Origin of the sequence: Micromonospora sp. NPDC047548, from assembly GCF_040642975.1 — a bacterium.
Taxonomy (GTDB): Bacteria; Actinomycetota; Actinomycetes; order Mycobacteriales; family Micromonosporaceae; genus Micromonospora.
The window spans coordinates 59,421-84,221 of sequence record NZ_JBEYTI010000026.1 but is presented as its reverse complement, the minus strand read 5'-3'; the positions used below and the strand labels follow the sequence as shown (position 1 = coordinate 84,221).

Genomic DNA, 24,801 nt, shown 5'->3' with positions numbered 1-24,801 from the left:
GGTGAGGGTGGTCTTGCGGATCAGATCGGTACGCATGATGTGTGCCTCTCTGTTCGGGGGTGCGCGACGGCCCGTCGGGGGTGACGGTGTGCGCGTGAGGGAAAGTCAGGAAGGGGATCTGCCCGGCGGCCGGGGGGTGGCTCTGCTCGGGTGTCCGGGGGATGTAACCGTCCCGGCCGGCCACGCATTCCACGGCCCGGGTTCCGGGGGCTGCCCGGTGTCCGGGGGGGTAACCAACCGGGGTGGGCCGGCATTCCATCGGCCGGTCCGGGGACCGTCCGGGCGGGGGAGCCGCGGCGGTATGCCATGTACAACGACCCCGGCCCATCGGCCATTCCACCGCCGGGGTGGCCCCGACCACGGGACACCGCAGCTCACACCGGACGTCGGGGCGATCACCATCCGGCCGGAACCGGACATCCGGCACCGAACCGGCGGGGTGGGTGACAACCTCGGCCGGGGAGTCCGGTGTCGGCTATGACGCCCAACCCCCAGTCGGCACCCGGGGGCGGAGGTGAAGGGGGCGATCCCGGCCAGCACCGGCGGCGAGTCCCGACCCGCCCGGATCGGCAGGACCGGCAGGAGCCAGTCCTGGCGTGCCCGGGCTCGGGTTGATCCACTCCCTTTGCGGGATGTCGCGGTATCCCCCGCTGTGGGACACCGCGACATCCCGCAAACGGGGCACGCGGGCCCGGAGGTCGCCGATACGGTGCATGAGAATCAGACATACAGAGCAAAGCTCCACTTCTGGAACTCGCGGCCAGCGCTCGCCGTCGTGGGCCGCCGGCGCCGGCCGGCTCAGCCCAGCTCGACCGGCAGCGGCACGGGACGCTTCGCCACCCGGTCGTCGCCGGAGGAGCGCCCGCGCAGGTGCCGGGCCAGCCAGGGCAGCAGGTGCCGCCGGGTCCAGGCCAGCTCGGCGCGGAGCACCTCGTGCCCGCGTCGCCGGGGCGCGACCTCCAAGGGCCGGGTCCACGAGTCGTCGTACCCGGGCAGGCCGGCGGTGTGCGCGAGCGCCGCCGCGATCCGCTCGTGGCCGGCGCTGTTGGCGTGCAGCCGGTCCTCGCTCCACAGTCGAGGGTCGGAGGCGACCGGGTGCGCGGCGAAGTCCAGCAGGGTGGCCCCGGTCTCGGCGGTGACCCGACGCAGCGCCGCGTTGAGGCTGACCACCCGGCCGCGCAGGGGGCGGGCCAGCGGCATCACCGGCACCGGGTCGGGCAGGGTGAAGGTCAGCACGGTGGCGCCCTGGCCGACCAGCGCCCGCTGCATCGTCGCCACGTCGGCGGCGATCCGCGGGGCGTCGAAGGACGGCCGCAGCACGTCGTTCATCCCGGCCACCACTGTGCACAGATCCGGCGCGAGGTCGAGGGCCGCCGGCAGTTGCTCGGCGAGGATGCGAGCGGTGGTCCGCCCCCGGATCGCCAGGTTGGCGTACTCCAGGCCGCCCTGCTCCCGGGCCACCGCCTCGGCGAACCGGTCCGCCCAGCCCCGGTAGCCGCCGGCGCCGTCCGGGTCGTCGAGCCCTTCCGTCGTGCTGTCGCCGATCGCGACGTACCGCTGCCACATCACGACCGTCAGCTTATGGGCATCCCCGATCGGATGCCCGCCGCCGTCGGCCCGCCGGTGCCCGCCCTGCCGGTGGAGGCCCAATTCATCTGAGTGCCCCGATACGGTGCGGACGTGAGCCTGACCGACCTTCCCGGGCTCAGAGCCAGCCGGAGCGGCGGAACAGCCGGTGCAGGACGAGCGCGGCGGTCGCCATCAGCAGCAGCGCCCCCGGGTAGCCGTACCGCCAGGTCAGCTCGGGCATGTGCGCGAAGTTCATGCCGTACACCCCGGCCACCGCGGTCTGGGTGGCGGCGATGGCCGCCCACGCGGCGATCTTGCGCATGTCGTTGTTCTGGTCGACGGCGAGCTGTGCCAGCCGGGCCTGGAGCACCGAGTTGAGCAGCTCGTCGTACGCGGCGACCCGCTCGACCGCGCGGGTCAGCCGGCCCTCGACGTCGACGAACCAGCGGCGCAGCCCCGGCGGCGGCCCGCCGGCCCGGTCGGCGACCAGCGCGCGCATCGGCTCCTGCAACGGCAGCACCGCCCGCTTGAACTCCACCACCTCCCGCTTGAGCTGGTAGATGTGCTGGATGTCGGCGCCCCGGTCGCGGGCGAACACGCTCTCCTCGACGCGCTCCAGGTCTTTCTCCAGGTGGGCGGCGACCTCCAGGTACAGCTCAGTCATCCGGGCGGCCACCGCGTACGCCACCGCCCACGGCCCCTCGGCGAGCACCGCCGGGCGGCCCTCGATCTCGTGGCGTACCGGGGTCAGCGCGCCGGAGGCGCCGTGCCGGACGGTGATGACGAACCGGTCGCCGAGGAGGACCATCACGTCCCCGGTGTCGACCACCTCGGAGGTGGCGGTCAGCTCGGTGTGCTCGACGTAGCTGGCGGTGCGCAGCACCAGCAGGGTCACCCCGGCGTGCCGTTGGACGGTCGGCCGGTGCCCGTCGGCGAGCGCCCGCTCCACCACGAACTCGTCGAGGCCGAAGGTGCGCCCGACCGCGGCTGTCACCGCCGCGCCCGGGTCGTGCAGCCCCAGCCAGACGAAGGCGTTGCGGCCGCGCTGGGAGCGGGCGTACGCGTCGGCGTAGTGCGGACGGCCGGCCTCCCGGCGGCCGTTGACGTACACCGCGCAGTCGACCACCGCGTCCGGATTGGACCGCCGCGGTGTGGGCGCCGACGCCCCGGCTTCGCGGCCGAGCACCCGGTCGACCAGCGACCCCAGTCGCGGAATGAGCCGTGCCGCCGCCGCTCGCCGAGCCACCGTCCACCTCCGCCGCCGTGCTCCGGGGGCCCACCGTAGTACGGCGGTGCTCCCACCGGCGGTGGTGGGTCAGGACACGGCGGTGGCCCGCACGACGATGTTGTCGGAGTAGTCGCGGGAGCGTTCGTCGAAGCGCCCGCCGCAGGTCACCAGACGCAGGGTTGCGCCGGGCCCGCCCGGGCCGTAGACCAGCGCGGTGGGAAAGCTCCGCTTCGGGTACGTCCCGACGCCGTCCACCGCGAACGTCACCGCCCGCCCGTCGGCGCGGGTGACCCGTACGGTGTCGCCGGGCCGCAGCCGTCCCAGGTCGAAGAAGACCGCGGGACCGTCGCGGGTGTCGACGTGGCCGACGACCACAGCGTTGCCGGCCTCGCCGGGGCTGACGCCCGGCCGGTACCAGCCGGCGACGGTGGGACGGTCCAGCGGCGGCACCTCCAGGGTGCCGTTCGGGTCGCCGGCGACCGGGACCAGGCCGGCGTGGACGCCGATCGCCGGGATGTCGATGCCGACCGGTTCCGAGCGGGGCAGCACCGGCCCCGCTGATCCGCTGCGGTCGGCGCCGCGCGCGCCCGCGTCGGGCTGCGGCGGCCCCGCGGGGGTGACGGTGAGTCCCACGGTGATCAGGCTGAGCCCGGTGGCGCCGGCCACCGTCACCGCCGCCACCGCCACCCGGGTACGCGTGAACCACCTGCCGACGGCCATCGCCTCACCTCCCCGAGACGGCGATGGGTCGGGGTGCCCGCCCCGGTCCGGCCGGTGCGGGCACCCCTTCCAAGGGATGGTGTGTGAGGTCCAGGGTCAGGCGACGGTCGCGGCCGCCCGGCGTCGGCGGCGGACCAGGACGGTCGCTCCGAGCGCGGCGGCTCCGGCGAGCGCGCCGCCTGCGGCCAGCAGGCCGGTCGTGCCGTCGCTGCCGCCGCCACCGGCCGGTGCCGCGCCGATCGGGGTGACGGTGAACGTGACGCTGCCGGCGGAACTGCCGTCACCGCAGGTGGCGGTCACCGTGTAGGTGCCGAGGGTGAAGCCGGCAGTGAACAGTTCCGCGCTCAGTCCGCCGCCGGCCGCGGCGGTGGTGGAGCGAACGTTCTGGTCCCGGTTCGGCCCGGTGACGCGGAAGATCGCGTCGCCCGCGTTCGGGTTGCAGGTCGTCGCGGTCAGCACGACCGTCCCGCCGACCGGTGTGGTGGCCGGTGACACGGTGGTGTCCGCGAGCGCGGCGGCCGGGAGCAGAAGCGTGCCGAGTCCCACGCCGAGCGCCGCCGATACGAGAACTGTCTGTGCCTTCATGCGCGTCTTCCCTCACTTTTCGTCCGCTGTCTGCGTGGGACGTCGTTCGGGTGGCCAACTCCGTAACTAGCACCGGTGTGGCCAACACTAGGAGGGTTGACCCCTGCGCCCGGCGTAAATGAGAAATCTTCGTTGCCGTCCCGAGTTTTCCCTCGCGCCGGGGAGCTGCGGAAATGCCCGCACAGGACCGCCCACAACGCCCGACCAGGCGTCACTGGCCGTGCCGGTCGTCCCGTTGGGGCGGGAAGCGGCGGTGCGTGGAGCCGCGTCCCGTTCGGGGAGAGGCTGTCCGGGGCGGTCGGGATCCGGTGGGTGGCCGTGCGGCCCGCCGCACCAGGGCTGAGCGAGCCCCCACGACGTCGACCCTCCATGCAGGACGGGCCCGACACGTCAGCCGGCGGGCAGCGGGTCGCCCGTCTCCAGCAGCGTCTTGAGGCTGGCCAGCAGCTCGGGCCAGCCGCCGCTGCCGTCGAGCTGGCCGCTGATCGCCCGGTACATCTCGCTGTCGGGGGAGAAGTCGTCGTGGGTGACCGTGAGTCGGACGGCCCTGCCCACTCGGCGGGAGCCGCGATCCAGCTAGCCTCCTAGGACGCCTTAGAGGTGGTGCCGGCCGACTGTCGTTGCTCGCCGTCGCCTTGGCGGTGCCCTTCTTCTTCGGGCCGCAGGGCTGAAACTCGACGGCGGGGGACCGGCACGATTCGTTAGAGTCGCGGCATGACGAAGATCGACACCGACCGGCTGGTCCTGCGCGACTGGCGGGAGTCCGACGTACCCGCGTGGGCGGCGATGAACGCGGACCCGCAGGTCCGGGAGTTCCTCGGCCCGCTGCTCACCGCCGAGCAGTCCGCTGCGTCGGTGCGGTCCTTTCAGGACGACCTCGATCGCAAGGGGTACGGCTTCTGGGCGGTCGAGGTGCGCGACACCGGCGAGTTCGTCGGCTTCACCGGCCTCGACGACGTCGACGAGGAGGTGCCTGTCACCGGCGTGGAGGTCGGCTGGCGGCTGGCCCGTTCCGCCTGGGGCCACGGCTACGCCACCGAGGCCGCCCGCGCCGCGCTGCGGTACGGCTTCGACACGGTCGGGCTGGCGGAGATCCTGGCCATCACGACGGCGACCAACGTGCGCTCGCAGGCGGTGATGCGCCGCCTCGGCATGACCACCGACCCGACGGAGGACTTCGACCACCCGGGCGAGCCGGAGGCGCTGCGCCGCCAGGTCGTCTACCGCACCGCGATTCCCAGCTGACTGTCGCTGTCGGCGGAGACCCTGAGTCGGCTCGCCGCGCTGGACCTCCGGCTCGACGTCGACCAGTACCGCTACTGAGGTGCGCGCCGCCAGAACTGGCGGGGGGCGTACCCGTCGCGGCGCAGCCAGTGCTCGGTGTAGACGATCCGCTCGGCCTCGACCACCACCAGCGGCCCGGTCGGCGGCTCGTCCAGCGACCGGGACCGCTCCACGTGGTCGGACTGCCAGCGCACCGCCGGCCACCAGTGGTCGAAGTCCGCGTCGCCCTCGTACAGCACCCGGGCCCGGCCGAACAGTTGCGCGCCGCGGCTGCTGGCCTGGCCGACGAGCGGGGCGAACACCCCCACCGACACCCGCGGGTCGGCGGCGATGTTGCGCATCTTCGGCGAGGTCGCCGCGGCGGTGAACATGACCGCGAAGTCCAGGTGGAAGTAGCGGACCGGGGTGGCCAGCGGACCGTCGGGACCGGCGGTGGCCAGCACGCACATGTTCTGCGACGACAGCAGGTTGAGGATGCGTTCCTCGAGACGGTCGCGGTCGACGCGGGCGGTGCCGGCGAGCCAGGGGTTGGTGACGGGCATGGTGGATCTTCCCATACCCGTCCGGTGTCGTCAGATCCGCTCGTGGACCGAGCCGTTCCCCGCCACCGGGTTTCTCACCGCTTGCGCGCCTGGAGGGTGTACGTCTGCGCCAGCCGCCACGGCCGCTCGGCCAGCCGCCACTCGCCGTCGGCGTCCTTGATCTGCCGGCCGGGCAGCGCGTCCCAGGGCGCGCTGTCGTGCTCTTCGAGCATGGTCAGGTCGAGACCGGCGTCGAGCAGGGCGGTGACCACCTCACCGAGGCCGTGGTTCCACTCGTGGGTGGTGTTGTGCTGGAACGTCGCCTCGGTGCTGACGTAGGTGCCCGGCTCCTCCCAGACCAGCGGTTCCGGCCGCTCGAAGTACGGGTGCTCCACCACGAGCAGCCCCTCCGGGTGGGCCTCGTCCAGCGCCCAGAGCATCGGATGGCCCTCGCGCAGGAACAGCCGGCCGCCGGGGCGTAGCAGCGCGGCCACCACGCCCGCCCACTGGCGGATGTCGGGCAGCCAGCACAGCGCGCCGACGCCGGTGTAGACCAGGTCGAAGCCGCCCGCGCCGAGCACGTCGGGGGCGTCGTGGACGTCGGCCTCGACGAAGTCGACGGCGGCGCCGGCCCGCTCGGCCAGGGCGCGGGCCTGCGCCAGGGAGGCGCCGGAGAAGTCCAGCCCGGTCATCCGCGCGCCGAGCCGGTGCAGGGAGACGGTGTCGGTGCCGATGTGGCACTGCAGGTGCACGCCGCGCAGGCCGGTCACGTCACCGAGGCGGGGCCGGTCGAAGCGGACCACCTCGCTGAGGTACGCCGGGTCGGTGGCGAAGCGCTCCACCGCGTAGTCGGGCGACGCGGCGTGGGCGGGGGCGCGCTCGTCCCAGTTGGCCCGGTTGACGGTGCGGTAGTCGGTCACCGGCGCACCGTCGCACATCCACCGCCCGGCGCTCAACGGGAATTCGCCGTCCGGCGGCGCTGGTAGGTTCGCTGGCCGTGACGGGGGAGCGGTGGGACGGGCGGTTCGCGAAGCTGTGGGCGGCGCGGACCGACGAGCCGCAGGTTCGTCGGTCGGTCATGAGCTGACCGGGAGCACCACGCCCTCGGCGGCGGACCGGTGCGCCAGCTCGATCAGCTCCACGGTGGTGACGGCGTCGCGGGGGTCGACCGGCATCGGCGCGCCGTCCCGCAGCGCCGCCGCGACCTGGGTGTAGAAGTCCTGGTAGCGGCCCGGGTCGGTGGGCACGGGACGCAGGTCGCCGTCGACGCCGAGCCGGCCGTACCGCTCGGGCGGAATCTCGCCCCAGCCCGGCGCGCCCGGGCGGGCCCCGGCGCGCAGCGCCTCCTCCTGTACGTCCAGTCCGTAGCTGGTATAGGCGGCGCGGTCGCCGAGGACGCGCAGCCGGGGCCCGAGCTGCGCGGTCACGGCGCTCATCCACAGGTGGGAGCGGACGCCGCCGACGTGGGTGAGCGCCACGAAGGCGTCGTCGTCGACCTGCGCGTCGGGCCGCCGCCGGTCCACCTCGGCGTAGACGCTGCGCACCGGCCCGAACAGCTGCACCGCCTGGTCGACGAGGTGAGCGCCGAGGTCGTACAGGGCGCCGCCGGCCTCGCCGGGGGCGGCGCTCTCCCGCCAGCCCTCCTTGATGGCCGGCCGCCAGCGCTCGAACCGGGACTCCAAGCGGGTCACCCGGCCCAGCTCGCCCTCGGCGATCAGGCGGCGGGCGGTCAGGAAGTCGCCGTCCCAGCGACGGTTCTGGAACACCGTCAGCGGCACGCCGCGCCGGTCTGCCTCGTCGACCAGGGCGCGGCCCTCCGCCGCGGTGCCGGCGAGCGGCTTGTCCACCACGACGGCCAGCCCGGCGGTGACGGCGGCCCGGGCCATCGGCACGTGCAGCCGGTTCGGCGTCGCCACCACGACCAGGTCGAGGGTGTCCGCCGACTCCCACAGCAGGTCCGCGTGGTCGACGACGCGGGCGTCCGGGTGGTCGTGGCGGGCCTGCTCCTGCCGCTGCGGGTTGCCGGTGACGACGGCGTCCAGCCGCAGCCCGGCGGTCGCGGTGATCAGCGGGGCGTGGAACACCCGGCCCGCCAGCCCGTACCCGAGCAGCCCGACCCGCAGTGGTGTGGGCGCCGCGTCCGCCATGGTGTCCCCCCGGGTTTCCCGTCCGTCTCCTGGTGATTCCAGGCCGAACCTACGCGCCGCCGGCACGACGGGAGGTGCGCGGTCAGCGGGGAGTCGGGTCGGTCACCCAACCGGCGACCAGCACCAGGCCGGTGGGGCGGTGCACGGCGAGGAAACCGAACGGACGGTCGACGTCCAAGCTGACGGCCCAGCGGGCGGTGAGGGCGTTGGCGTGTGCTGCTCCTGCCGCCGCACCGTACCGGCCCCGCGGTGCGCCGTGGGGGCACCGCCCGGCGGGGCCGGGGGTGTGACAGCGTGGTCGGGTGGACAACGTCGACCTGGCCGTCGTCGGCGGTGGCGGCGCTGGTTCCCTCGTCCTCGCCGCGCTGGACCGGCACGGCGTCCGTGACCTGCGGATCGCCGTGGTGGACCCGGTACGCAAACGCGGCCAGGACCGCACCTGGGCGTTCTGGGGGACGCCCGGCACCGACCTGGAGCCGATGCTCAGCGCGAGCTGGCGGCAGGTGGAGGTGACGACCCCGGCCGGGCAGCGCCGGCTGGACCTCGCCCCGCTGCGGTACGCGATGCTGCGCTCTGCCCCGGTCTACGAGCGGGCCGCCGAGGCGCAGCGGCGGCTCGGCGCCACCCGGGCCGACGCGGCGGTCGGCGCCCTCGACGACGACGGCGGGTCGGTGACCGTCCGGGACGCCGACGGCGCGGCGCTGTTGCGGGCCCGCTGGGTGCTGGACTCGCGACCCCGGCCGCCCCGGCGTGCGGGGCGGACGAGCTGGTTGCAGCACTTCCGGGGCTGGTGGCTGGAATCGGCCGGGCCGGTGTTCGACCCGGGCCGGGCGGTGCTGATGGACTTCCGCACCCGGCAGCCGGCCCGGGGCGTCTCCTTCGGCTACGTGCTGCCGGTCAGCGACCGGTACGCCCTGGTCGAGTACACCGAGTTCTCCCCGGCCGCGCTGACCGACGCCGGGTACGACGCCGCGCTGCGCGGCTACGCCGACCTGCTCGGCCTCGACCTGACCGCGCTGACCGTGCGGGAGGTGGAGAACGGGGTGATCCCGATGACCGACGGCCCCTTCGAGCCCCGGCCGTCGCCGCGGGTGGTGCGGCTGGGCACCGCCGGCGGGGCCACCCGCCCGTCGACGGGGTTCACCTTCTCCGCGATGCACCGGCAGGCCGACGACATCGCCCGGGCGCTGGCCGCCGGCCGGGACCCCGTGCCCCGGCCGGCGTACCCCCGCCGGCACCTGTGGATGGACGCCGTCGCGCTGCGGGCCCTGGACCGCGGGGCGGTTGGAGGCCCGGAGTTCTTCGACCGGCTCTTCGACCGCAACCCGGCGCAGCGGGTGCTGCGCTTCCTCGACGGTGCCACCACCCCGGCGGAGGATCTGGCGGTGATGCGGTCCAGCCCGCTGCTTCCGATGACCTCGGCGGTGGTCGGTGACGCCGGCGGCCGGCTGCGCGCCCGGCTGCGGCCTGGTCCGGCGCCCGTCGGCACGGCTCCGTGCCGGGCTGGTCAGGCCGGCTCGTAGGTCGCCACGACCACCCCCGTGGTGGTGGTGACGCTGTCCACCAGCGCCAGCCGGGCCGGGTGCCCACCGTCGGGGAACAGCCGCCGGCCGACGCCGAGCACCAACGGGTGGATGACCAGCACGTACGCGTCGATCAGCCCGTGCGGGGCCAGCGACCGCACGAGCTCGCCGCTGCCGAGCACGGCGATGTCCGGGCCGTCCTGCCGCCGCAGGTCCGCGACCGCCGCGACGGCGTCCCCGTCGAGCAGCACAGAGTTCGCCCACGGCAGCGGCGTGGTCAGGGTGCTGGAGGCGACGTACTTGGTGAGCCGGTCGAGCACCGGGGTGAACGGGTTGTCGGTCTGGCGCGGCCAGAAGCCGGCGAAGTCCTGGTAGGTGCGGCGGCCGAGCAGCAGCGCGCCGGTGGACGCCATGCCCTTGCCCATCCGCTCGCCCAGCACCGGGTCGGTGTAGGGCACCGCCCAGCCGCCCCGGTCGAAGCCGTCCCGGGTGTCCTCGTCCGGACGCCCGGGCGCCTGCATCACGCCGTCCAGGCTGACGTTGTTGGTCACGACGATGCGTCTCATGCCGATCCTTGCGGGTCACGGCCGGCCCGACGCCGGCCCCTCACCTCCCAGACGAACGGCGGCCGGCGCTCTCGACATCCCGGCCGGCCCGGATCGGTCACGGGGTCGGCCCTGCCAGGGCGTGCCGGTCGTCCGCCGACGGATCTCCGGCGGGTAGGTTCTGCGACATGGTGGAGGAGGCGACCGGCAGGGTCGTGGAGATCTGGACCGACGGGGCGTGCAGCGGCAACCCCGGCCCGGGCGGCTGGGGCGCGCTGCTGCGCTACGGCAGCCACGAGCGGGAACTGTGCGGCGGCGAGGCGACCCCGACCACCAACAACCGGATGGAGCTGACCGCGGCCATCCAGGCGCTGGAGAGCCTGACCCGGCCGGTCACCGTGCGGCTGCACACCGACAGCACGTACGTGCGCAACGGCATCACCGGGTGGCTGGCCTCGTGGAAGCGCAACGGCTGGCTGACGGCGGCGAAGCAGCCGGTCAAGAACGCCGACCTGTGGCAGCGCCTGGAGGCGGCCTGCGTCCGGCACGACGTGACCTGGCTGTGGGTCAAGGGGCACAACGGCCACCCGGAGAACGAGCGGGCGGACGCGTTGGCCAACAAGGGGATGACGCAGTCGCGGGCGGCCGCACCGCTCAGGACTCCAGCAGGCGCCCGCGCAGGGCGGTGACCACGGCGTCGTCGACGCCGAGCGCGTCGCGGGCGTAGCCGCGTACCGAGCCGTGCGCGGCGGTCAGGTCGGCCAGGAAGAGCTCGATGACCCGCGCGGGCGCCCGGCCGTACGAGGGCCAGTGCAGGGTGCGCCCGGGGTGGTGGGCCCGCCAGGTGGCGACCAGTGGGTCGGTGGCCAGTTCGGTGAGTGCGAAGTCCTCGGCGATCTGCCGTTCGTCGACGTCGAGCAGCGCCAGCACCAGGGCGGCGAGCAGGCCGCTGCGGTCCTTGCCGGAGGCGCAGTGGAATGCCAGCGGCCCGTCGGCGGCGGCGATCGTCTCCAGCGCATGCCGCAGCTCGGTCGTGCCGTCGGCGGCGATCTCGGCGTACCGGTCGGCGAGGTAGCGCCACGGGTCGACGGCCGGGTCGATCTCCGCCTGGTCGTACGGGCGGTGCTCGATGCTGAGGTTGAGCCAGGTCAGGCCGTCCAGGTCGGGAACCCGCCCGCGCGCCGCGATCTCCGACGGGTAGCGCAGGTCGATGACGGTTCGCACGCCGAGCGCCCGGAAGCGGTCCAGGTCGTCCCCGGCGAGCTTGGCCAGCGAGTCCGACCGGTACAGCAGCCGCCATCGGACGGTGCGCCCGTCGCCGGCGCGCCACCCGCCCAGGTCCCGGAAGTTGTGCAGCCGCGCGAACTCAAACTGCCGGTTCACCTCCCGCACAGTAGTGGGCGGTGCGGGGACCCGACGTCCGTGACGTCGTACCGGGCCGGCCGGACTACGCCGGCCGGGCCCGGCGCGGGCCTGGGCGTCGTTACACCTCCCGGGCGGGGTTGACCGCCTCCTCCTGGGCGGGGTCGGCCGTGCCGGAGACCGCGTCCACGTCGTAGCCGGCGCGGCTGGTCTCCCGGGCCGAGAGGTGCTCCTCGGCGGGCAGGTCCGCGAAGTCGTCGCCGGTGTCGTCCGTGCTGCGCAGCGAGTCGCCCGGCGGGCGCAGCGACGCCTCGTACGCGGGGGTGCCGTCCGGTTCGTCGGTGCTGGCCCGGTCGGTGCGCTGTTCTTCCGTCATGCCGACCTGCCTGCCCGTCTGGTCGGCCGGCAAACACTCTGGGTCAACGGCGGGGCCCGCGTCCCCGCCGGGCCGCCGGGCGGGCTTCGCCCGGACGGGGGCGGCGGACCGGGGTGAGGCCCAGCCCGGACCAGTGCGCGGGGTGGCGCAGCGCCGGCGGCAGCGCGGTGCGCCGGTCGCCGCGGGCCGCGTCGAGCTGCGACTGGTGCAGGAAGAGCGCGCCGGACAGGTCCGCGCCGCGCAGGTCGGCGCCGCGCAGGTCCGCGCCCGTGAGGTCGGCCAGCCGCAGATCCACGCCGCGCAGGTCCGCGCCGATCAGGCACGCGCCGCGCAGGTTCGCCCCGACCAGGCGCGCCCCGCGCAGGTCGGCGCCGAGCAGGGCCGCGCCCCGCCGGTCGGCGCCGTCGTGGCCGGCCCGGGCCAGCTCACTGGCCCGCGACAGCAGCGGATTCATCCGCCCCCGGTACGCGTCGACGTCCACGGCACGCAGCGTGTCGGCGTCGCCCGCGGTGCGTCGTCGGGTCTCGTCCACGGCCGCCCGCAGCTCGTCGCCCAGCGTGCCAGCGGGGGTCAGCGCCAGCGCCTCGGTGAGATACCAGAGCAGCTCGTGCAGCGGGCGCACGACGGCGAAGGTGGCGAACATGGCCGCCGCCGTCGCCGAGTCGTCCCGCCAGTCCCGACCGGCGAAGGTGACCTGGGTGACGTGCTGGCCCGCGCCGAAGCAGTCGAAGACGGTGCAGCCGGAAAACCCCCGCTCGCGCAGCTGGGGGTGGATGCCGCAGCGGGAGTCGGCGCGCAAGTTCGGGCAGGGCTGGCCGGCCGGCTTGTCCAGCGCGAAGTCCGCCGAAACGGCGAAGGCCGGGGCGACGCAGCACAAGCCGACGCAGCGGGCGCAGTCGGCCCGCAGGTCCGCGCCGGCTCGGGGTGTTTCGGACATGTTGACCGGTCTCCCGCTGGTTGGTTCGTTTCCCGTCCGGGTCACAGGCCCCGGCGTACCCATTGTCCGCCAGCGGGGTGCCGGGGCCGCCGGGGGAGGTCGCGGATTCGACGTCGGCCGTGTTGCCCGATCCCAGGGACGGGCGGCGCGCCGGTCCTGCCAGAACCCGCAGGCGTGGACTTACCGGACCGGGGCGTACTCGAGAAGGCACCGGCCCCGCATGTGACATCCTGCGCGTTGGCCGGGCGTCCGGTCAGCCGGGTGTGCCCGGAGCGCCGTGCCGCCCGAGATGGCCATTCGGCTGACAACCGGGCGCCGTCGTCGCGGCAACCGGGTTGTCCGTCGATACCGGATCGTTGCCGGCACCTGACAACGCAATTGCGTCGTTACGGCAAGGAGTTGTCGCCGACACCAGATCGTTGCCGATGGACGACAACCGATTCTGTCGTTACCGTAACGATTCTTTTCCATGCCCGCAGGCGGTTTACCGTCGGCTCATCGCATACATTCTCCCGTCGATGAGGGGGCCCGCGATGAGCGACATGTCCCACCCGCCTTCGCTGTCCACGCCGCGCGACCCGGATGTCGTCGACGCGGCCGTCGCCGTCAATTCGCCGGCCGACGTGCCGCCGTCGCGCCAGCGCCGGGAGATTGTCGGCAGATCCCCCAATCAGCTCGCCTGGCTGCGGCTCAAGCGGGACCGCACCGCCCTGGTCAGCTCCGTCGTGCTCGCCGTCGCGGCCCTGGTGGCGCTCGCTGCGCCGCTGATCGCCAGGCTCACCGGAATCGACCCGACCGACAAGTTCGTCGACCGGCTCAACGATTTCGGGATGCCGGTGGGATATGCCGGCGGCATCGGCGGCGACCACCTGCTCGGGCTGGAGCCGGGCAGTGGCCGGGACATTTTCCTGCAACTGGTCCACGGATTGCGGACCTCGTTGTTCATCGCATTCGCCTCGGCGCTGCTCGCCTCCGTCATCGGGGTCGGCGTCGGTATCGTCGCCGGCTACGCGCGGGGCTGGCTGGACAGCCTGATCAACTGGTTCGTCGACGTCACACTGGCGTTCCCGTTCCTCATCTTCGCGCTCGCCGTCATCCCGATCCTGGAGGACCGCTTCTATACCGAACGGGAGGCGGCGTCGCCCGGTTTCCGCATCGCGTTGATCATCGCCACCTTCGGGCTGTTCAGCTGGACCTACACGGCGCGCCTGGTACGCGGTCAGGTGATCTCGCTGCGCGAGCGCGAGTTCGTCGAGGCAGCCCGGGCCGCCGGCGCCGGCACCGGACACATCCTGTTCCGCCAACTGCTGCCGAACATCTGGGCGCCGATCCTGGTCACCGTCTCGCTGAACGTGCCCCAGTTCATCGCCGTCGAGGCGGCTCTGGCGTTCGTCAACATCGGCGTCACCGAACCCACGCCCGACCTCGGCCGCATGATCTACAACAGCATCGGCTACGTCGCGAGCGACCCCTGGTACACCCTGTTCCCCGGTTTGACGATCTTCCTGCTGGTCCTGGCGTTCAACCTGCTCGGTGACGCGCTGCGCGACTCGCTGGATCCGCGGTCAACCCGGTAACCCCCCGGCCATCGGTGCACGTACGCCCGGCCGGCGAGGGCCGGCCGGCGGGAAGGGAGAACACCGTGCGAGGAAGAACCCGGACACTGACCTGTGGTGTCCTGGCCGTGGCGCTCGTCGCCGGCGGCTGCACCAGGACCACCGACTCCGGCGGCGGTGGCGAGGAGAAGAAGACCAAGACCCAGACCGGGTCGATCTCCTACGAGGCCGCCGACAACCGGGGACCAGCCGCCGCCGTCGACGGCGCGACCCGCGGCGGCACCGTCACCGTCATGCAGGTCTCCGACTTCGAACACCTGGACCCGGCCCGCAACTACGTCAACGTCCAGCAGGTGACCGGCGGGCTGCTCTACCGGGCGCTCAACGGCTACAAGGAGAACGGCAGCGGTCAGCTGCTGCTCGTCGGCGACCTGGCCACCAACCCCGGCAAGGACGTCGACGGTGACTGCAAGGTCTGGGAGTTCACCCTCCGCGACGGGGTGAAGTACGAGGACGGCTCGCCGGTGACCAGCAGGGACGTGGCGTACGGCATCGGCCGCTCGTTCGCCCCGAGCCTCAACGAGGGCCCGCACTACATCCAGCAGTGGCTGTACCCGGGCGGGGTGTACAACGCCGCCTACAAGGGACCGTACGACGGCGGCAAGCCCGCACCGGACGGGATCACCACCCCCGACGACCGCACCATCCGCTTCACCTTCCCGCAGCCGCACTGCGACATGCCGTACGCCGCGGCGCTGCCCACCAGCGCGCCCGTGCCGGCCGGCAAGGACACCCGCGACCAGTACGACCTGCGGCCGTTCTCGTCCGGGCCGTACAAGGTGAAGTCGTACCAGCGGGACGTGGCGTTGGAGCTGGAGCGCAACCCGAACTGGGACCCGAAGACCGACCCGCTGCGCACCGCCTACCCGGACGGGTGGCGGTTCACCTTCGGCCTGGAGTCGGCGCAGATCGCCGAGCGGCTGGTCGCCGACGCCCCGGCCGACCAGGCGTCGATGAGCTGGGTCGACGTGCCCCCGGCGGTGCTGCCCCGCACCACCTCCGGCGGGGTCGCCGAACGGGTCGTCAAGGGCCCCACCCAGTACACCTGGGTGCTGAACATCAACACCCAGCGGGTCACCGACCTGAACATCCGCAAGGCGTTGAACTATGCCGTTGACAAGGACGCCGTGCTCAAGGCCATCGGCGGGCAGGCGGCCGGTTCGCCGGCCACCACCCTGATGTCCCCGACCACCGCCGGTTTCCACCAGTACGACGTGTTCAACGCCCCGATCAGCGGCGATCGGGCCAAGGTGGCCGAACTGCTGGCCGGCAAGCGGCCGAAGCTGGTGCTGGCCCACTCCAACATCGAGCTCCGTACCCAGCAGGCCGAGGCGCTGCGCAAGAACCTCACCGACATGGGCTTCGACATCGTGATGAAGCCGATCGAGAACAGCAGCTACTACGACGAGATCGGCCGGAAGAACAACCCGTACGACCTCTACATCGGCGGCTGGGGCTCGGACTGGCCCACCGGCTCCACCATCATCCCGCCCCTCTACGACGGCCGCGAGATCGTGGCAGAGGGCAACAACAACCTCTCCTACCTCAACGAGTCGGCCGTCAGCGCCGAGATCGACCGGATCCGCAAACTGCCGGCAGCCGAGCAGGACGCCGGCTGGATGGCGCTGGACGAGAAGATCATGCGGGAGTCCGTGCCCGTCGTGCCCTGCTACTACGACGCGGCGTACGAGCTGCACGGATCCAAGATCGGCAACACCTTCCTCAGCGACGCCTACGGCATCCTCCAGGCCAACACCATCTATGTGAAGCAGTGACCGCCGGTGGGGGCGGCACCCGGTGCCGCCCCCGCCCCCTCGTCGCAGGAGGGGTCCTCGTGCTCCGTTTCATCGTCCGGCGGCTGCTCGTCGCGGCCGCCACCCTCGTCGTCATCAGCCTGGTCACCTTCGGGCTCTTCTTCGCGGTGCCGAGCAGCCCGGCCAAGGTGATGTGCGGCAAGAGCTGCACCGCCGAGGACATCGCGCAGGTCGAGGCCCGGCTCGGCATCGACCAGCCGCTGCCCCGGCAGTACACCGACTTCGTCCGGGGCGTCTTCGTCGGGCGCACGTACGGCGAGGGCGACTTCGCCCGCCGGTGCCCCGCGCCCTGCCTGGGCTACTCGTTCCGCAACAACCAGCCGGTCACCGAGATCATCGCGCAGCGCCTCCCGGTGACCGCCAGCATCGTCGCGGGCGGTGCGGTCCTCTGGCTGCTGCTCGGCGTGTCCCTCGGCATGGTCTCGGCGTTGTGGCGCGGCACGGTCTTCGACCGGGCGGCGATCGGCGTGACCCTCGCCGGCGCCTCCATGCAGGTCTACTTCTTCGGGTTGATCCTGCTCTATGTGCTCGTCTACGCCACCGGACTGCTGCCGTTCCCCAGCTACACACCGCTGACGGAGAACCCGCTGCGCTGGGCGGCTGGGCTGCTGCTGCCGTGGATGACCCTGGGTTTCCTCAACTCCGCCCTCTACGCCCGGCTGTCCCGGGCGCAGATGCTGGAGACCCTCTCCGAGGACTTCGTGCGGACCGCCCGGGCGAAGGGCCTCTCACCGCGGCAGGTCCACCTCCGGCACGCCCTGCGCGCCGCGATCACCCCGATTGTGACCATCGCCGGCCTGGACATCGGCACCTCGCTCGGCGGCACCTTCATCACCGAGAGCATCTTCGGCCTCCAGGGGCTCGGCAAGGCCACCGTCGAGGCGGTGCAGTTCCTCAACCTGCCGCTGGTGATGGCCACCGTGCTGTTGGCGGCGGTGTTCATCGTGGTCGCCAACATCGTGGTCGACGTGCTGTACGCCGTCATCGACCCGCGGGTGCGACTGAACTGAAGGGAGCGTGACATGACGACGTCCGTGGTCCCGGCCCCACGCCGGGAGTCCGCCCCCCACCTGCGGGTGGAGGAGTTGCGGGTCCACTTCACCACCGCCGACGGGGTGGTACGCGCGGTGGACGACCTGTCCTTCGCCGTCGACCAGGGCCGCACCCTCGGCATCGTCGGGGAGTCCGGCTCGGGCAAGAGCGTCACGTCGCTGGCGGTGCTGGGGCTCCACGACCGGCGGCGTACCCGGATCTCCGGGCGGATCTTCCTTGGTGGCCGGGAACTGGTCGGGCTGCCGGAGGAGGAGCTGCGCCGGTTGCGGGGCCGGGACATCGCGATGATCTTCCAGGATCCGTTGTCGGCGTTGCATCCGTACTACACGGTGGGCAGGCAGATCGCCGAGGCGTACCGGGTGCATCATCCGCGGGCGGCAAAGCGGGAGGCTCGGCAGCGGGCGGTGGACATGCTGGGGCGGGTGGGGATTCCGCAGCCGGGCCGCCGGTTCGACCAGTATCCGCACGAGTTCTCGGGCGGAATGCGGCAGCGGGCGATGATCGCGATGGCGTTGGTCAACGATCCGGATCTGTTGATCGCCGACGAGCCGACCACGGCGTTGGACGTGACGGTGCAGGCGCAGATTCTGGATCTGCTGGCGGACCTGCAGGCGGAGTTCCATTCGGCGATCATTCTGATCAGCCATGACCTGGGGGTGGTGTCGCAGGTGGCGGACGACGTGCTGGTGATGTACGGGGGCCGGGCGGTGGAGCGGGGGAGTGTGGAGCAGGTCCTGCGGCGACCGCAGCATCCGTACACCTGGGGTCTGTTGTCGAGTGTGCCGTCGTTGCACGGTGACGCGGACGCGGACCTGGTGCCCATTGCGGGCAACCCGCCGTCGTTGATCAATTTGCCGGCGGGGTGTGCGTTCCATCCGCGCTGCCGGTACGCCGACCGCAACGGTGACCGGTGCCGCACCCAGGCGCCCGAGCTTCGGCAGGTGGTCGAGCGGGGACATCTGGTGGCGTGTCACCTGCCGGAGGCGGAACGCCGGCGGATCTACCGGGACGAGATATCGCAGGTGGGGGTGGCCCGATGAGCCCCGTCGTCCCCGAGCGGCACGCCCGCGTCGCCCGGCCCGGGCAGCCCGGTGAACCACTGTTGCGGGTGCGGGGGTTGGCGAAGCACTTCCCCGTGCGTAACGGGTTCCGGTCGACCGGGGTCGTGCGGGCGGTCGACGGGGTGGACTTCGACGTGCGGCCGGGGGAGACCCTGGGCCTGGTCGGGGAGTCGGGCTGTGGGAAGACGACGACGGGTCGGATGCTGGTGCGGTTGCTGGAGCCGACGGCCGGGAGCATCGAGTTCGGTGGGCGGGACATCACGCATGCGGGCCGGCGGGAGTTGCGGCCGTTGCGGCAGGACCTGCAGATCATCTTCCAGGACCCGTACGCGTCGTTGAACCCGCGGCACACGGTGGGGCGGATCGTGGCGATGCCGTTGCAGGTCAACCGGATCACCCCGCCGGGTGGGGTCAGGGCCCGGGTCCAGGAGTTGCTGGAGCTGGTGGGGTTGAATCCGGAGCACTACAACCGGTATCCGCACGAGTTCTCCGGCGGGCAGCGCCAGCGCATCGGGATCGCCCGGGCCCTGGCACTGCGGCCGAAGCTGATCGTGGCCGACGAGCCGGTCTCCGCGCTGGACGTGTCGATCCAGGCGCAGGTGGTCAACCTGCTGCGGGACCTGCAACGCGACCTGGGGCTGGCGTTCGTGTTCATCGCCCACGACCTCGCGGTCGTGCGGCACTTCTGCCACCGGGTGGCGGTGATGTACCTGGGCAAGGTCGTCGAGGTCGGCGACCGCGCCGACATCTACGAACGCCCGCAACACCCGTACACCCGGGCGCTGCTGTCGGCCATCCCGGACGTCACCGCGCTGGGCCCGGCCGGGCGGATCCGGCTCGCCGGGGACGTGCCGACCCCGTTGAACCCGCCCTCGGGCTGCCGGTTCCGCACCCGCTGCTGGAAGGCCCAGGACCGCTGCGCCACCGAGGAACCGGCCCTGGCGCCCCGCGCCGGCGGCCGGCAGGCCACCGCCTGCCACTTTCCCGAGGCCGACCCGATGGACGCGCGCACCGAGGGACGAGTCATCGACCCGGGCTCGCCCCAATCCCGGCAGGTGTGACGGGCGGCGTCGCGGGTAGCCGGCAGGTCATGGAGTTGGTCGAGGAAGCGCCGTATCGGTTCCGCATCGACCAGCACGACCCGATGCGGGTGCCCGGGGTGGTGTTCGCGACCCGGTCGCTGCTGCCCGACGCCGGGGCAGACCGGTCGCTGGAGCAGGTGGCCAACGTCGCCACCCTGCCCGGCATTGTCGGCGCCTCGTACGCCATGCCGGATGTGCACTGGGGCTACGGCTTCCCGATCGGCGGGGTGGCCGCCACCGACCTGGCCGACGGCGGGGTGGTCTCCCCGGGCGGGGTCGGCTTCGACATCTCCTGCGGGGTGCGGCTGCTCGCCGCCGACCTGGACCGCGCTGAGCTGGACCGGTCGCTGGGCGCGGTGATGGACGGGCTGAGCGCCGGCACGCCGCGGGGCATGGGCAGGGGCGCGGTGTGGCAGCTGCGCGACCGGGCCGAACTCGACGCGGTGCTGCGCGGCGGCTCGAGGTACGCCGTCGAGCGGGGCCACGGGGTCGCCCGCGACCTGGAACGCTGCGAGGACTCCGGGGCGGTCGACGACGCCGACCCGACCCAGGTGAGCGAGCGGGCCGTGCAGCGCGGGCAGCAGCAGGTCGGCAGCCTCGGCTCCGGCAATCACTTCCTGGAGGTGCAGGCGGTCGAGGAGGTCTACGACGACCATGTCGCCGCCGCGTTCGGGCTGCGTGCGGGGCAGGTCTGCGTCATGATCCACTGCGGCTCGCGCGGCCTCGGCCACCAGATCTGCACCGACCACGTGCGGATCATGGAAGGCGCCATGCCCCGGTACGACATCCAGGTCCCCGACCGGCAGCTGGCCTGCGCGCCGGTCTCCTCGGCGGAGGGGCGGGCCTACCTCGGGGCGATGGCCGCCGCCGCCAACTATGCCCAGGCCAACCGGCAACTGCTGGCCGAGTCGGCCCGCCGGGTCTTCGCCGCCCGCACCGGCCGCGCCCTCGACCTGGTGTACGACGTGTCGCACAACCTCGCCAAGATCGAGACCCATCAGGTCGACGGGGCCACCCGCCGGCTCTGCGTGCACCGCAAGGGCGCCACCCGGGCGCTGCCCCCGGGGCACCCCGACCTCCCCGCCGACCTGCGCCCGGTCGGCCAGCCGGTGCTGATCCCCGGCTCGATGGGCACCGGCTCGTACGTGCTGACCGGGGTGCCGGGCGCGCCGGCCTTCGCCTCCACCTGCCACGGCGCCGGCCGGGTGCAGAGCCGCCGGCAGGCCACCAAGGCCGTCGGCGGGCACGACCCCCGCCGCGAGATCGAGGCGCGGGACATCGCGGTGCGCGGGGCGTCCCGGCGCGGCCTGGCCGAGGAGATGCCGGCGGCGTACAAGGACATCACGGCGGTGATCGAGGCGGCCGAGGGCGCCGGGCTGTGCCGGCGGGTGGCCCGGCTGGTCCCGATCGGGGTGGTCAAGGGCTGAGCCGCCCGGCCCGGGCTCAGACGTCCACGGTCACCGCGCACCGCCAGCCGGAGTCCGTGCCGGAGAACCGCAACCCGTGCAGCGAGACCGCCTTCGGCACCGCCCCCACCAGCTCCACCGCGTCCGTCCCGGTGGTGCGCCAGCGCACCCGCACGCCCCCGTCGACCGGCTGCGCCTCGGTCTCCAGCGGCAGCGTGCCCTCGATCTCCAACCGGAAGATCACCTCGTCGAGGACGGCCACCAGCAGGTCCTCGTCCCCGCCGGCCGGCACGGTGAAGTCCGCCTCGGCGTCCGACCGCGCCCCGGCGGTGTCGGCGAAGGTCTCCACCAGCGCGGCGACCGCCTCGGCCAGGCACCCTTCGCGGTCGGGCGCCCAGGCCTCGACCCGTACGTCGGCGGTGTGCGGGACGGCGCGGTGCCCTCGGTCCATGCCCCGATCATGCCGCCGCCACCGGTCGCCGGCGCCCGGAACTGTCGCACCGGGACGCTACGTTCCTCACATGATCGCCGATGACGCGGACGCCCTCACCATCACCTTCCACCGCATGATGCGGGCCGCCCTGCGCGCCGAGCGGCCCGGGGAGGGCACCCTCGGCCGCACCGTCGAGCTGGCCCGCGACTGGGGTGCCAGCCCGGCCGCCGACGCCGCGCTCGCCACGGCGCTGCGCCGCCTGCACGGCGAGCCCGACGAGGCACCGGTGACGCGGGAGTCCGCCCGGGGCGCGGCGATCGGGAAGTTCGCCGCCAACGCCCGGCGGCTGCGCGAGGGGGAGTTCATTCCGTCGGAGTTCGAGCAGATCATGGACGACGACGGCGGCGTCATCCGGGGCTGAGCCGGGCCGCTCCGGTTGGTGGCCGCCGACCGCCGCTGCCGGCCTCACGGTCAGCGACGCGGGCGGCTCCGGTGGTAGCGTCGGTCCGATGCGGATCATGAAGTACACCCACGCCTGCGTACGGCTGGAACGCGACGGCCGGGTGCTGGTCGTCGACCCGGGCACCTGGAGTGAGCCGGGCGCGCTGGCCGGCGCGGACGCCGTCCTGGTCACCCACGAGCACACCGACCACATCGACGTGCTGCGGCTGGCCGGCCTCGGCGTCCCGGTCTTCGCCCCCGAGGGCGCCGAGCTGCCGGCCCTGGCGCCGCTGCCGGTGCACCGGGTGCGGGCCGGGCAACGGTTCACCGCGGCCGGCTTCGCGGTCACCGCGGTGGGTGGCCGGCACGCCACCATCCACGACGGCCAGCCCGGCTGCGCCAACCTCGGGTACGTCGTGGACGACGAGGTCTACCACCCGGGCGACTCGCTGCACCTGCCCGGGCAGCCGGTGCGGACGCTGCTCGTGCCGGCGCAGGCGTCCTGGCTGAAGCTGACCGAGGCGATCGGGTTCGCCCGCGCGGTCGGCGCGGCGCGAATGCATCCGATCCACGACGCACAGCTCAACGACCGGGGCCTGGCCAGCGTGAACGGCTGGTTCGCCGAGACGCTGGGCGATGGCTACCGTTACCTCGCCCCCGGCGAGACGGCCTGACCCTCGCGCCCGCCGCGCCGCCGCCCGCCCACCGGTCGCTACCGGGGTGCCGAGGTCACGACCTCCGGGGGGCCGGGCCCCGATGACGGGGCGGTCGTGGTCCGGTAGAGGGCGGCGAGCCCGGCCGCCGTCTCCGCCAGCAGGTCGCGCAGCTCGGCCGGGGCGAGGACCTCCACCTGGGCGCCGAGCCGCAGCAGGTCGCCGTGGGCGTGGGTCAGCGACTGGATCGGCACCACCGTGGTGACCCAGCCGTCGGCGTCAGGGGTGCCCGCGTTCGCCTCGGCCGCGGCGACCACCACCTCGCTGCCGATCTCGCGCAGTCGCTCCCGGCCGGCGGGGGAGAGCCGGATGGTCGCCTCGTCCCGGTGCAGGCGGGCCCGGAAGTCCACCACGTGCGTCCGCCACCAGGCCGCGAGGTCGAAGTCGGCCGGCCGCGCGAAGGTCTCCGGCAGGGTGGTCAGGTCGAGGATCTGGTTGACCCGGTAGCTGGCCGGGCCGTGGCCCCCGTCGGCGACCACATACCAGCGACCGCCCTTGAGCACCAGCCCGTACGGCTCCAGCACCGTCGTCCGCTCGCCGCGCCAGCTGCGGTAGCGCACCCGCAGCCGGTGCTGCCGCCACACCGCGTCGGCGGTGGGCGTCAGGTACGGCGAGGCGTCGCCGTCGGAGTACCAGCTCGGGGTGTCCAGGTGGAACCGCTGGCGGACCGCCTCGGCGCGGTCCCGTAGCGCTGGCGGCAGCGCGGCGTCCAGCTTCAGTTGCAGCGCGGCGACCACCGCGCCGTAGCCGAGTTCGGCGGCCGGGCCGGGCAGCCCGGCGAGGAAGAGCCGCTCGGCCTCCTCGGTGGTCAGCCCGGTCAGCCGGGTGCGGTAGCCGTCGAGCAACTGGTAGCCGCCGGCGTGCCCGGCCTCGCCGTAGAGCGGGATACCGGCTGCGTGCAGCGACTCGACGTCCCGGTAGATGGTGCGGGTGGAGACCTCCAACCGTTCGGCGAGTTCCGCGGCGGTCATTCGGCCGTGCGTCTGGAGCAGGAGCAGGATCGACAGCAGGCGACTGGCACGCATTCCACTGACACTAGCTGTCAGTAGACCGGGTCTACCGTACCGGCATGGCTTTCCGAGACAAGGAGTTGCGGGCGCCGGGACCGGTCACGGTCGCCGGGCGGCAGCTCAAGCGCTACCACATCGACCAGCCGGAGCCGCGCCTCACGCCGGAGGTGGAGCGCGCCGCGTACGCCTTCCTGCCCCGTCTGCTGCCGCCGCCCGACGGCGGCACTCCGCCGGCCGGGTGGGTGGTGCTGCACCGGGGCGCGGACACCGGCGCCTACCTGCTGGCGTACACCTGGTTCTGGGACAACGTGGTGGAGTGCCGGATCGCGGTGGCCGGGCAGCCGGCGCTGCGCTGCCCCGACGACGACCCGGCGCACTTCGTGCCGCTGGACCGGCCCGGGGTGGGCTGCGTCTGGGAACTCGGCGTGCTGGAGCACGAGCGGGCCGCCTGGGTCCGTCACGTCCTGGCCCCGGACCGGCCGGACCTGGCCGGGTACCTGGCCGACAGCCGGGCGGAAGGACCGGTGGGCCGGTGAGCGGCGACTTCGACTTCCTGGCCGGCCGGTGGGACGTCGCCAACCGTCGCCTGACCCGGCGGTACGTCGGCAGCGACGACTGGGACGAGTTCCCCGCCACCATGGTCGCCCACCGGTTCTTCGACGGCGCGGGCAGCTTCGATGAGATGATCTGCCCGACGAAGGGCTTCTCCGGCTCCAGCCTGCGGATCTTCGACCCGGCCACCGAGCAGTGGTCGATCTACTGGATGCACAGCCGGCGCGGCCGGCTGGAAGTGCCCCCGGTCGTCGGCGGGTTCACCGACGGGGTGGGCACCTTCTATGCCGACGACACGGACGAGGGCCGCCCGATCCGGTGCCGGTTCGTCTGGTCCGGCATCACGGCGACCTCCTGTCGGTGGGAACAGGCGTTCTCCACCGACGACGGGACGACCTGGGAGACGAACTGGGTCATGGACTTCACCCGGACCGGCTGAGCGGTCGGGGGCGTGGCGGCCGGGCCGCCACGCCCTCAGGCCGGGGTGGTGGTGCGGTAGATGGCGGTCAGCCAGACGTCGAGCAGCACGTCCACCACGTCCCGCTCGGCCACGGCCGGCCCGTCGCCGGCGAAGGTGGCGTACCAGACCCGCTCGTTCATCGAGTTCAGCGCGATCGCCAGGTCCCGGGCGGGCAGCCCGGGCGGGGCCACACCCCGGCGCCGTTCCGCCTCGACGGCCGCCTCGACCGCCTGCACCCAGCGCTCCAGCACCCTGACCCAGAGCCGGCGCACCTCGGCGCTGGTGCCGCGCACCTCGGCGCAGGCCAGCACCACCGTCCGGTGGCCGCCGAAGGTAGCGTGGAACCGGCTGATCAGCTCAGCT

27 protein-coding genes and 1 pseudogene are annotated in these 24,801 nt (G+C 73.4%); 13 read left to right on the top strand and 15 right to left on the bottom strand.

Going from position 1 to position 24,801, the window contains the following annotated elements; translation table 11 throughout:
- Positions 1 to 798 precede the first annotated feature (798 nt).
- From ABZ807_RS23490 to ABZ807_RS23470, 5 genes are all read right to left on the bottom strand, one after another.
- A complete protein-coding gene (locus ABZ807_RS23490) occupies positions 799 to 1,566 on the bottom strand; it encodes an SGNH/GDSL hydrolase family protein (protein ID WP_357161757.1) in 768 nt (255 codons plus the stop codon).
- A gap of 139 nt (positions 1,567 to 1,705) precedes the next feature.
- The gene (locus ABZ807_RS23485; protein ID WP_357161751.1) at positions 1,706 to 2,815 is read right to left on the bottom strand and encodes a magnesium and cobalt transport protein CorA; all 1,110 of its coding nucleotides are present in this window, start codon (positions 2,813 to 2,815) and stop codon (positions 1,706 to 1,708) included.
- Between the two features lie 69 nt (positions 2,816 to 2,884).
- On the bottom strand, positions 2,885 to 3,517 hold the full coding sequence (locus ABZ807_RS23480) for a class F sortase (protein WP_357161748.1): 633 nt from the start codon (positions 3,515 to 3,517) through the stop codon (positions 2,885 to 2,887).
- A 96-nt stretch (positions 3,518 to 3,613) separates the two neighbouring features.
- Positions 3,614 to 4,102, bottom strand: a complete 489-nt coding sequence (locus ABZ807_RS23475) for a hypothetical protein (protein WP_357161745.1) — start codon at positions 4,100 to 4,102, stop codon at positions 3,614 to 3,616.
- Positions 4,103 to 4,492: 390 nt separating this feature from the next.
- On the bottom strand, positions 4,493 to 4,657 hold the full coding sequence (locus ABZ807_RS23470; protein ID WP_357161742.1) for a hypothetical protein: 165 nt from the start codon (positions 4,655 to 4,657) through the stop codon (positions 4,493 to 4,495).
- Positions 4,658 to 4,816: 159 nt separating this feature from the next.
- On the opposite strand from ABZ807_RS23470, the gene ABZ807_RS23465 reads away from it, so the two are divergent.
- Positions 4,817 to 5,347, top strand: a complete 531-nt coding sequence (locus ABZ807_RS23465) for a GNAT family N-acetyltransferase (protein ID WP_357161739.1) — start codon at positions 4,817 to 4,819, stop codon at positions 5,345 to 5,347.
- A gap of 71 nt (positions 5,348 to 5,418) precedes the next feature.
- Here ABZ807_RS23465 and ABZ807_RS23460 read toward each other — a convergent pair whose 3' ends face one another.
- The 3 genes from ABZ807_RS23460 to ABZ807_RS23450 all read right to left on the bottom strand — a co-directional run bounded on the left by ABZ807_RS23460 (position 5,419) and on the right by ABZ807_RS23450 (position 8,054).
- Positions 5,419 to 5,928 carry a pyridoxamine 5'-phosphate oxidase family protein gene (locus ABZ807_RS23460; protein WP_357161736.1) on the bottom strand — a complete coding sequence of 170 codons (510 nt, stop codon included), beginning with the start codon at positions 5,926 to 5,928 and terminating at the stop codon, positions 5,419 to 5,421.
- 74 nt (positions 5,929 to 6,002) lie between these two features.
- Positions 6,003 to 6,827, bottom strand: a complete 825-nt coding sequence (locus ABZ807_RS23455) for a class I SAM-dependent methyltransferase (protein ID WP_357161733.1) — start codon at positions 6,825 to 6,827, stop codon at positions 6,003 to 6,005.
- Positions 6,828 to 6,983: 156 nt separating this feature from the next.
- Positions 6,984 to 8,054, bottom strand: a complete 1,071-nt coding sequence (locus tag ABZ807_RS23450; RefSeq protein ID WP_357161730.1) for a Gfo/Idh/MocA family oxidoreductase — start codon at positions 8,052 to 8,054, stop codon at positions 6,984 to 6,986.
- 302 nt (positions 8,055 to 8,356) lie between these two features.
- On the opposite strand from ABZ807_RS23450, the gene ABZ807_RS23445 reads away from it, so the two are divergent.
- Positions 8,357 to 9,577: a lycopene cyclase family protein gene (locus ABZ807_RS23445; protein WP_357161727.1), complete on the top strand. Its 1,221-nt coding sequence runs from the start codon at positions 8,357 to 8,359 to the stop codon at positions 9,575 to 9,577.
- On the opposite strand, the gene ABZ807_RS23440 is transcribed toward ABZ807_RS23445, so the two are convergent.
- Positions 9,562 to 10,143 carry a dihydrofolate reductase family protein gene (locus ABZ807_RS23440; protein ID WP_357161724.1) on the bottom strand — a complete coding sequence of 194 codons (582 nt, stop codon included), beginning with the start codon at positions 10,141 to 10,143 and terminating at the stop codon, positions 9,562 to 9,564. The genes ABZ807_RS23445 and ABZ807_RS23440 overlap by 16 nt on opposite strands.
- A 167-nt stretch (positions 10,144 to 10,310) precedes the next feature.
- Between ABZ807_RS23440 and rnhA the strand changes: the two genes are divergently transcribed.
- Positions 10,311 to 10,811 (top strand): ribonuclease HI, encoded by a 501-nt coding sequence (gene rnhA, locus ABZ807_RS23435; RefSeq protein ID WP_357161721.1) that lies wholly within the window; start codon positions 10,311 to 10,313, stop codon positions 10,809 to 10,811.
- On the opposite strand, the gene ABZ807_RS23430 is transcribed toward rnhA, so the two are convergent.
- The 3 genes from ABZ807_RS23430 to ABZ807_RS23420 form a co-directional block, all read right to left on the bottom strand.
- Positions 10,777 to 11,505 carry a tyrosine-protein phosphatase gene (locus ABZ807_RS23430; protein WP_357161718.1) on the bottom strand — a complete coding sequence of 243 codons (729 nt, stop codon included), beginning with the start codon at positions 11,503 to 11,505 and terminating at the stop codon, positions 10,777 to 10,779. The genes rnhA and ABZ807_RS23430 overlap by 35 nt on opposite strands.
- A 100-nt stretch (positions 11,506 to 11,605) precedes the next feature.
- On the bottom strand, positions 11,606 to 11,860 hold the full coding sequence (locus ABZ807_RS23425; RefSeq protein WP_357161715.1) for a hypothetical protein: 255 nt from the start codon (positions 11,858 to 11,860) through the stop codon (positions 11,606 to 11,608).
- 43 nt (positions 11,861 to 11,903) lie between these two features.
- Entirely contained in the window at positions 11,904 to 12,797 is an 894-nt protein-coding gene (locus ABZ807_RS23420; protein ID WP_357161709.1) for a pentapeptide repeat-containing protein, read from the bottom strand.
- Between the two features lie 335 nt (positions 12,798 to 13,132).
- Between ABZ807_RS23420 and ABZ807_RS23415 the strand changes: the two genes are divergently transcribed.
- The 6 genes from ABZ807_RS23415 (at position 13,133) to ABZ807_RS23390 (ending at position 20,850) form a co-directional block, all read left to right on the top strand.
- Complete coding sequence (locus ABZ807_RS23415) at positions 13,133 to 14,374, top strand: ABC transporter permease (protein ID WP_357161706.1); 1,242 nt, start codon at positions 13,133 to 13,135, stop codon at positions 14,372 to 14,374.
- A gap of 65 nt (positions 14,375 to 14,439) precedes the next feature.
- Positions 14,440 to 16,188, top strand: coding sequence for an ABC transporter substrate-binding protein (locus tag ABZ807_RS23410; RefSeq protein WP_357161703.1), 1,749 nt, complete (start codon positions 14,440 to 14,442; stop codon positions 16,186 to 16,188).
- 59 nt (positions 16,189 to 16,247) lie between these two features.
- Complete coding sequence (locus ABZ807_RS23405) at positions 16,248 to 17,237, top strand: ABC transporter permease (RefSeq protein ID WP_357161701.1); 990 nt, start codon at positions 16,248 to 16,250, stop codon at positions 17,235 to 17,237.
- A 12-nt stretch (positions 17,238 to 17,249) separates the two neighbouring features.
- Complete coding sequence (locus tag ABZ807_RS23400) at positions 17,250 to 18,320, top strand: ABC transporter ATP-binding protein (protein ID WP_357161697.1); 1,071 nt, start codon at positions 17,250 to 17,252, stop codon at positions 18,318 to 18,320.
- Positions 18,317 to 19,402: a dipeptide ABC transporter ATP-binding protein gene (locus ABZ807_RS23395; RefSeq protein WP_357161694.1), complete on the top strand. Its 1,086-nt coding sequence runs from the start codon at positions 18,317 to 18,319 to the stop codon at positions 19,400 to 19,402. Before ABZ807_RS23400 ends, ABZ807_RS23395 begins: the two co-directional genes overlap by 4 nt.
- Positions 19,403 to 19,431: 29 nt before the next feature.
- Positions 19,432 to 20,850: an RtcB family protein gene (locus ABZ807_RS23390; protein WP_357161691.1), complete on the top strand. Its 1,419-nt coding sequence runs from the start codon at positions 19,432 to 19,434 to the stop codon at positions 20,848 to 20,850.
- Between the two features lie 16 nt (positions 20,851 to 20,866).
- On the opposite strand, the gene ABZ807_RS23385 is transcribed toward ABZ807_RS23390, so the two are convergent.
- Positions 20,867 to 21,280, bottom strand: coding sequence for an archease (locus ABZ807_RS23385; RefSeq protein ID WP_357161688.1), 414 nt, complete (start codon positions 21,278 to 21,280; stop codon positions 20,867 to 20,869).
- 70 nt (positions 21,281 to 21,350) lie between these two features.
- Between ABZ807_RS23385 and ABZ807_RS23380 the strand changes: the two genes are divergently transcribed.
- The gene (locus ABZ807_RS23380; RefSeq protein WP_357161686.1) at positions 21,351 to 21,683 is read left to right on the top strand and encodes a hypothetical protein; all 333 of its coding nucleotides are present in this window, start codon (positions 21,351 to 21,353) and stop codon (positions 21,681 to 21,683) included.
- 88 nt (positions 21,684 to 21,771) lie between these two features.
- Positions 21,772 to 22,377 carry an MBL fold metallo-hydrolase gene (locus ABZ807_RS23375; RefSeq protein WP_357161683.1) on the top strand — a complete coding sequence of 202 codons (606 nt, stop codon included), beginning with the start codon at positions 21,772 to 21,774 and terminating at the stop codon, positions 22,375 to 22,377.
- Positions 22,378 to 22,415: 38 nt separating this feature from the next.
- On the opposite strand, the gene ABZ807_RS23370 is transcribed toward ABZ807_RS23375, so the two are convergent.
- Complete coding sequence (locus tag ABZ807_RS23370; RefSeq protein ID WP_357161680.1) at positions 22,416 to 23,441, bottom strand: WYL domain-containing protein; 1,026 nt, start codon at positions 23,439 to 23,441, stop codon at positions 22,416 to 22,418.
- Between the two features lie 44 nt (positions 23,442 to 23,485).
- Between ABZ807_RS23370 and ABZ807_RS23365 the strand changes: the two genes are divergently transcribed.
- Complete coding sequence (locus tag ABZ807_RS23365; RefSeq protein WP_357161677.1) at positions 23,486 to 23,962, top strand: hypothetical protein; 477 nt, start codon at positions 23,486 to 23,488, stop codon at positions 23,960 to 23,962.
- On the top strand, positions 23,959 to 24,417 hold the full coding sequence (locus tag ABZ807_RS23360; protein WP_357161674.1) for a hypothetical protein: 459 nt from the start codon (positions 23,959 to 23,961) through the stop codon (positions 24,415 to 24,417). The genes ABZ807_RS23365 and ABZ807_RS23360 overlap by 4 nt, the downstream gene beginning before the upstream one ends.
- A 35-nt stretch (positions 24,418 to 24,452) precedes the next feature.
- Here the strand turns inward: ABZ807_RS23360 and ABZ807_RS23355 are convergent.
- Positions 24,453 to 24,797 (bottom strand): annotated as a pseudogene (locus tag ABZ807_RS23355) (TetR/AcrR family transcriptional regulator); the annotation flags it as partial.
- Positions 24,798 to 24,801 lie beyond the last annotated feature (4 nt).

Excerpts from the sequence above, each read along its gene's own strand:
- ABZ807_RS23460 (WP_357161736.1), bottom strand. The coding sequence starts at position 5,928 with ATGCCCGTCACCAACCCCTGGCTCGCCGGCACCGCCCGCGTCGACCGC.
- ABZ807_RS23365 (WP_357161677.1), top strand. The coding sequence starts at position 23,486 with ATGGCTTTCCGAGACAAGGAGTTGCGGGCGCCGGGACCGGTCACGGTC.
- ABZ807_RS23490 (WP_357161757.1), bottom strand. The coding sequence starts at position 1,566 with ATGTGGCAGCGGTACGTCGCGATCGGCGACAGCACGACGGAAGGGCTC.
- ABZ807_RS23390 (WP_357161691.1), top strand. The coding sequence starts at position 19,432 with ATGGAGTTGGTCGAGGAAGCGCCGTATCGGTTCCGCATCGACCAGCAC.
- ABZ807_RS23465 (WP_357161739.1), top strand. The coding sequence starts at position 4,817 with ATGACGAAGATCGACACCGACCGGCTGGTCCTGCGCGACTGGCGGGAG.
- ABZ807_RS23375 (WP_357161683.1), top strand. The coding sequence starts at position 21,772 with ATGCGGATCATGAAGTACACCCACGCCTGCGTACGGCTGGAACGCGAC.
- ABZ807_RS23480 (WP_357161748.1), bottom strand. The coding sequence starts at position 3,517 with ATGGCCGTCGGCAGGTGGTTCACGCGTACCCGGGTGGCGGTGGCGGCG.
- ABZ807_RS23450 (WP_357161730.1), bottom strand. The coding sequence starts at position 8,054 with ATGGCGGACGCGGCGCCCACACCACTGCGGGTCGGGCTGCTCGGGTAC.
- ABZ807_RS23395 (WP_357161694.1), top strand. The coding sequence starts at position 18,317 with ATGAGCCCCGTCGTCCCCGAGCGGCACGCCCGCGTCGCCCGGCCCGGG.
- ABZ807_RS23440 (WP_357161724.1), bottom strand. The coding sequence starts at position 10,143 with ATGAGACGCATCGTCGTGACCAACAACGTCAGCCTGGACGGCGTGATG.
- ABZ807_RS23380 (WP_357161686.1), top strand. The coding sequence starts at position 21,351 with ATGATCGCCGATGACGCGGACGCCCTCACCATCACCTTCCACCGCATG.
- ABZ807_RS23475 (WP_357161745.1), bottom strand. The coding sequence starts at position 4,102 with ATGAAGGCACAGACAGTTCTCGTATCGGCGGCGCTCGGCGTGGGACTC.
- ABZ807_RS23370 (WP_357161680.1), bottom strand. The coding sequence starts at position 23,441 with ATGCGTGCCAGTCGCCTGCTGTCGATCCTGCTCCTGCTCCAGACGCAC.
- ABZ807_RS23385 (WP_357161688.1), bottom strand. The coding sequence starts at position 21,280 with ATGGACCGAGGGCACCGCGCCGTCCCGCACACCGCCGACGTACGGGTC.
- ABZ807_RS23420 (WP_357161709.1), bottom strand. The coding sequence starts at position 12,797 with ATGTCCGAAACACCCCGAGCCGGCGCGGACCTGCGGGCCGACTGCGCC.
- rnhA (WP_357161721.1), top strand. The coding sequence starts at position 10,311 with ATGGTGGAGGAGGCGACCGGCAGGGTCGTGGAGATCTGGACCGACGGG.
- ABZ807_RS23400 (WP_357161697.1), top strand. The coding sequence starts at position 17,250 with ATGACGACGTCCGTGGTCCCGGCCCCACGCCGGGAGTCCGCCCCCCAC.
- ABZ807_RS23425 (WP_357161715.1), bottom strand. The coding sequence starts at position 11,860 with ATGACGGAAGAACAGCGCACCGACCGGGCCAGCACCGACGAACCGGAC.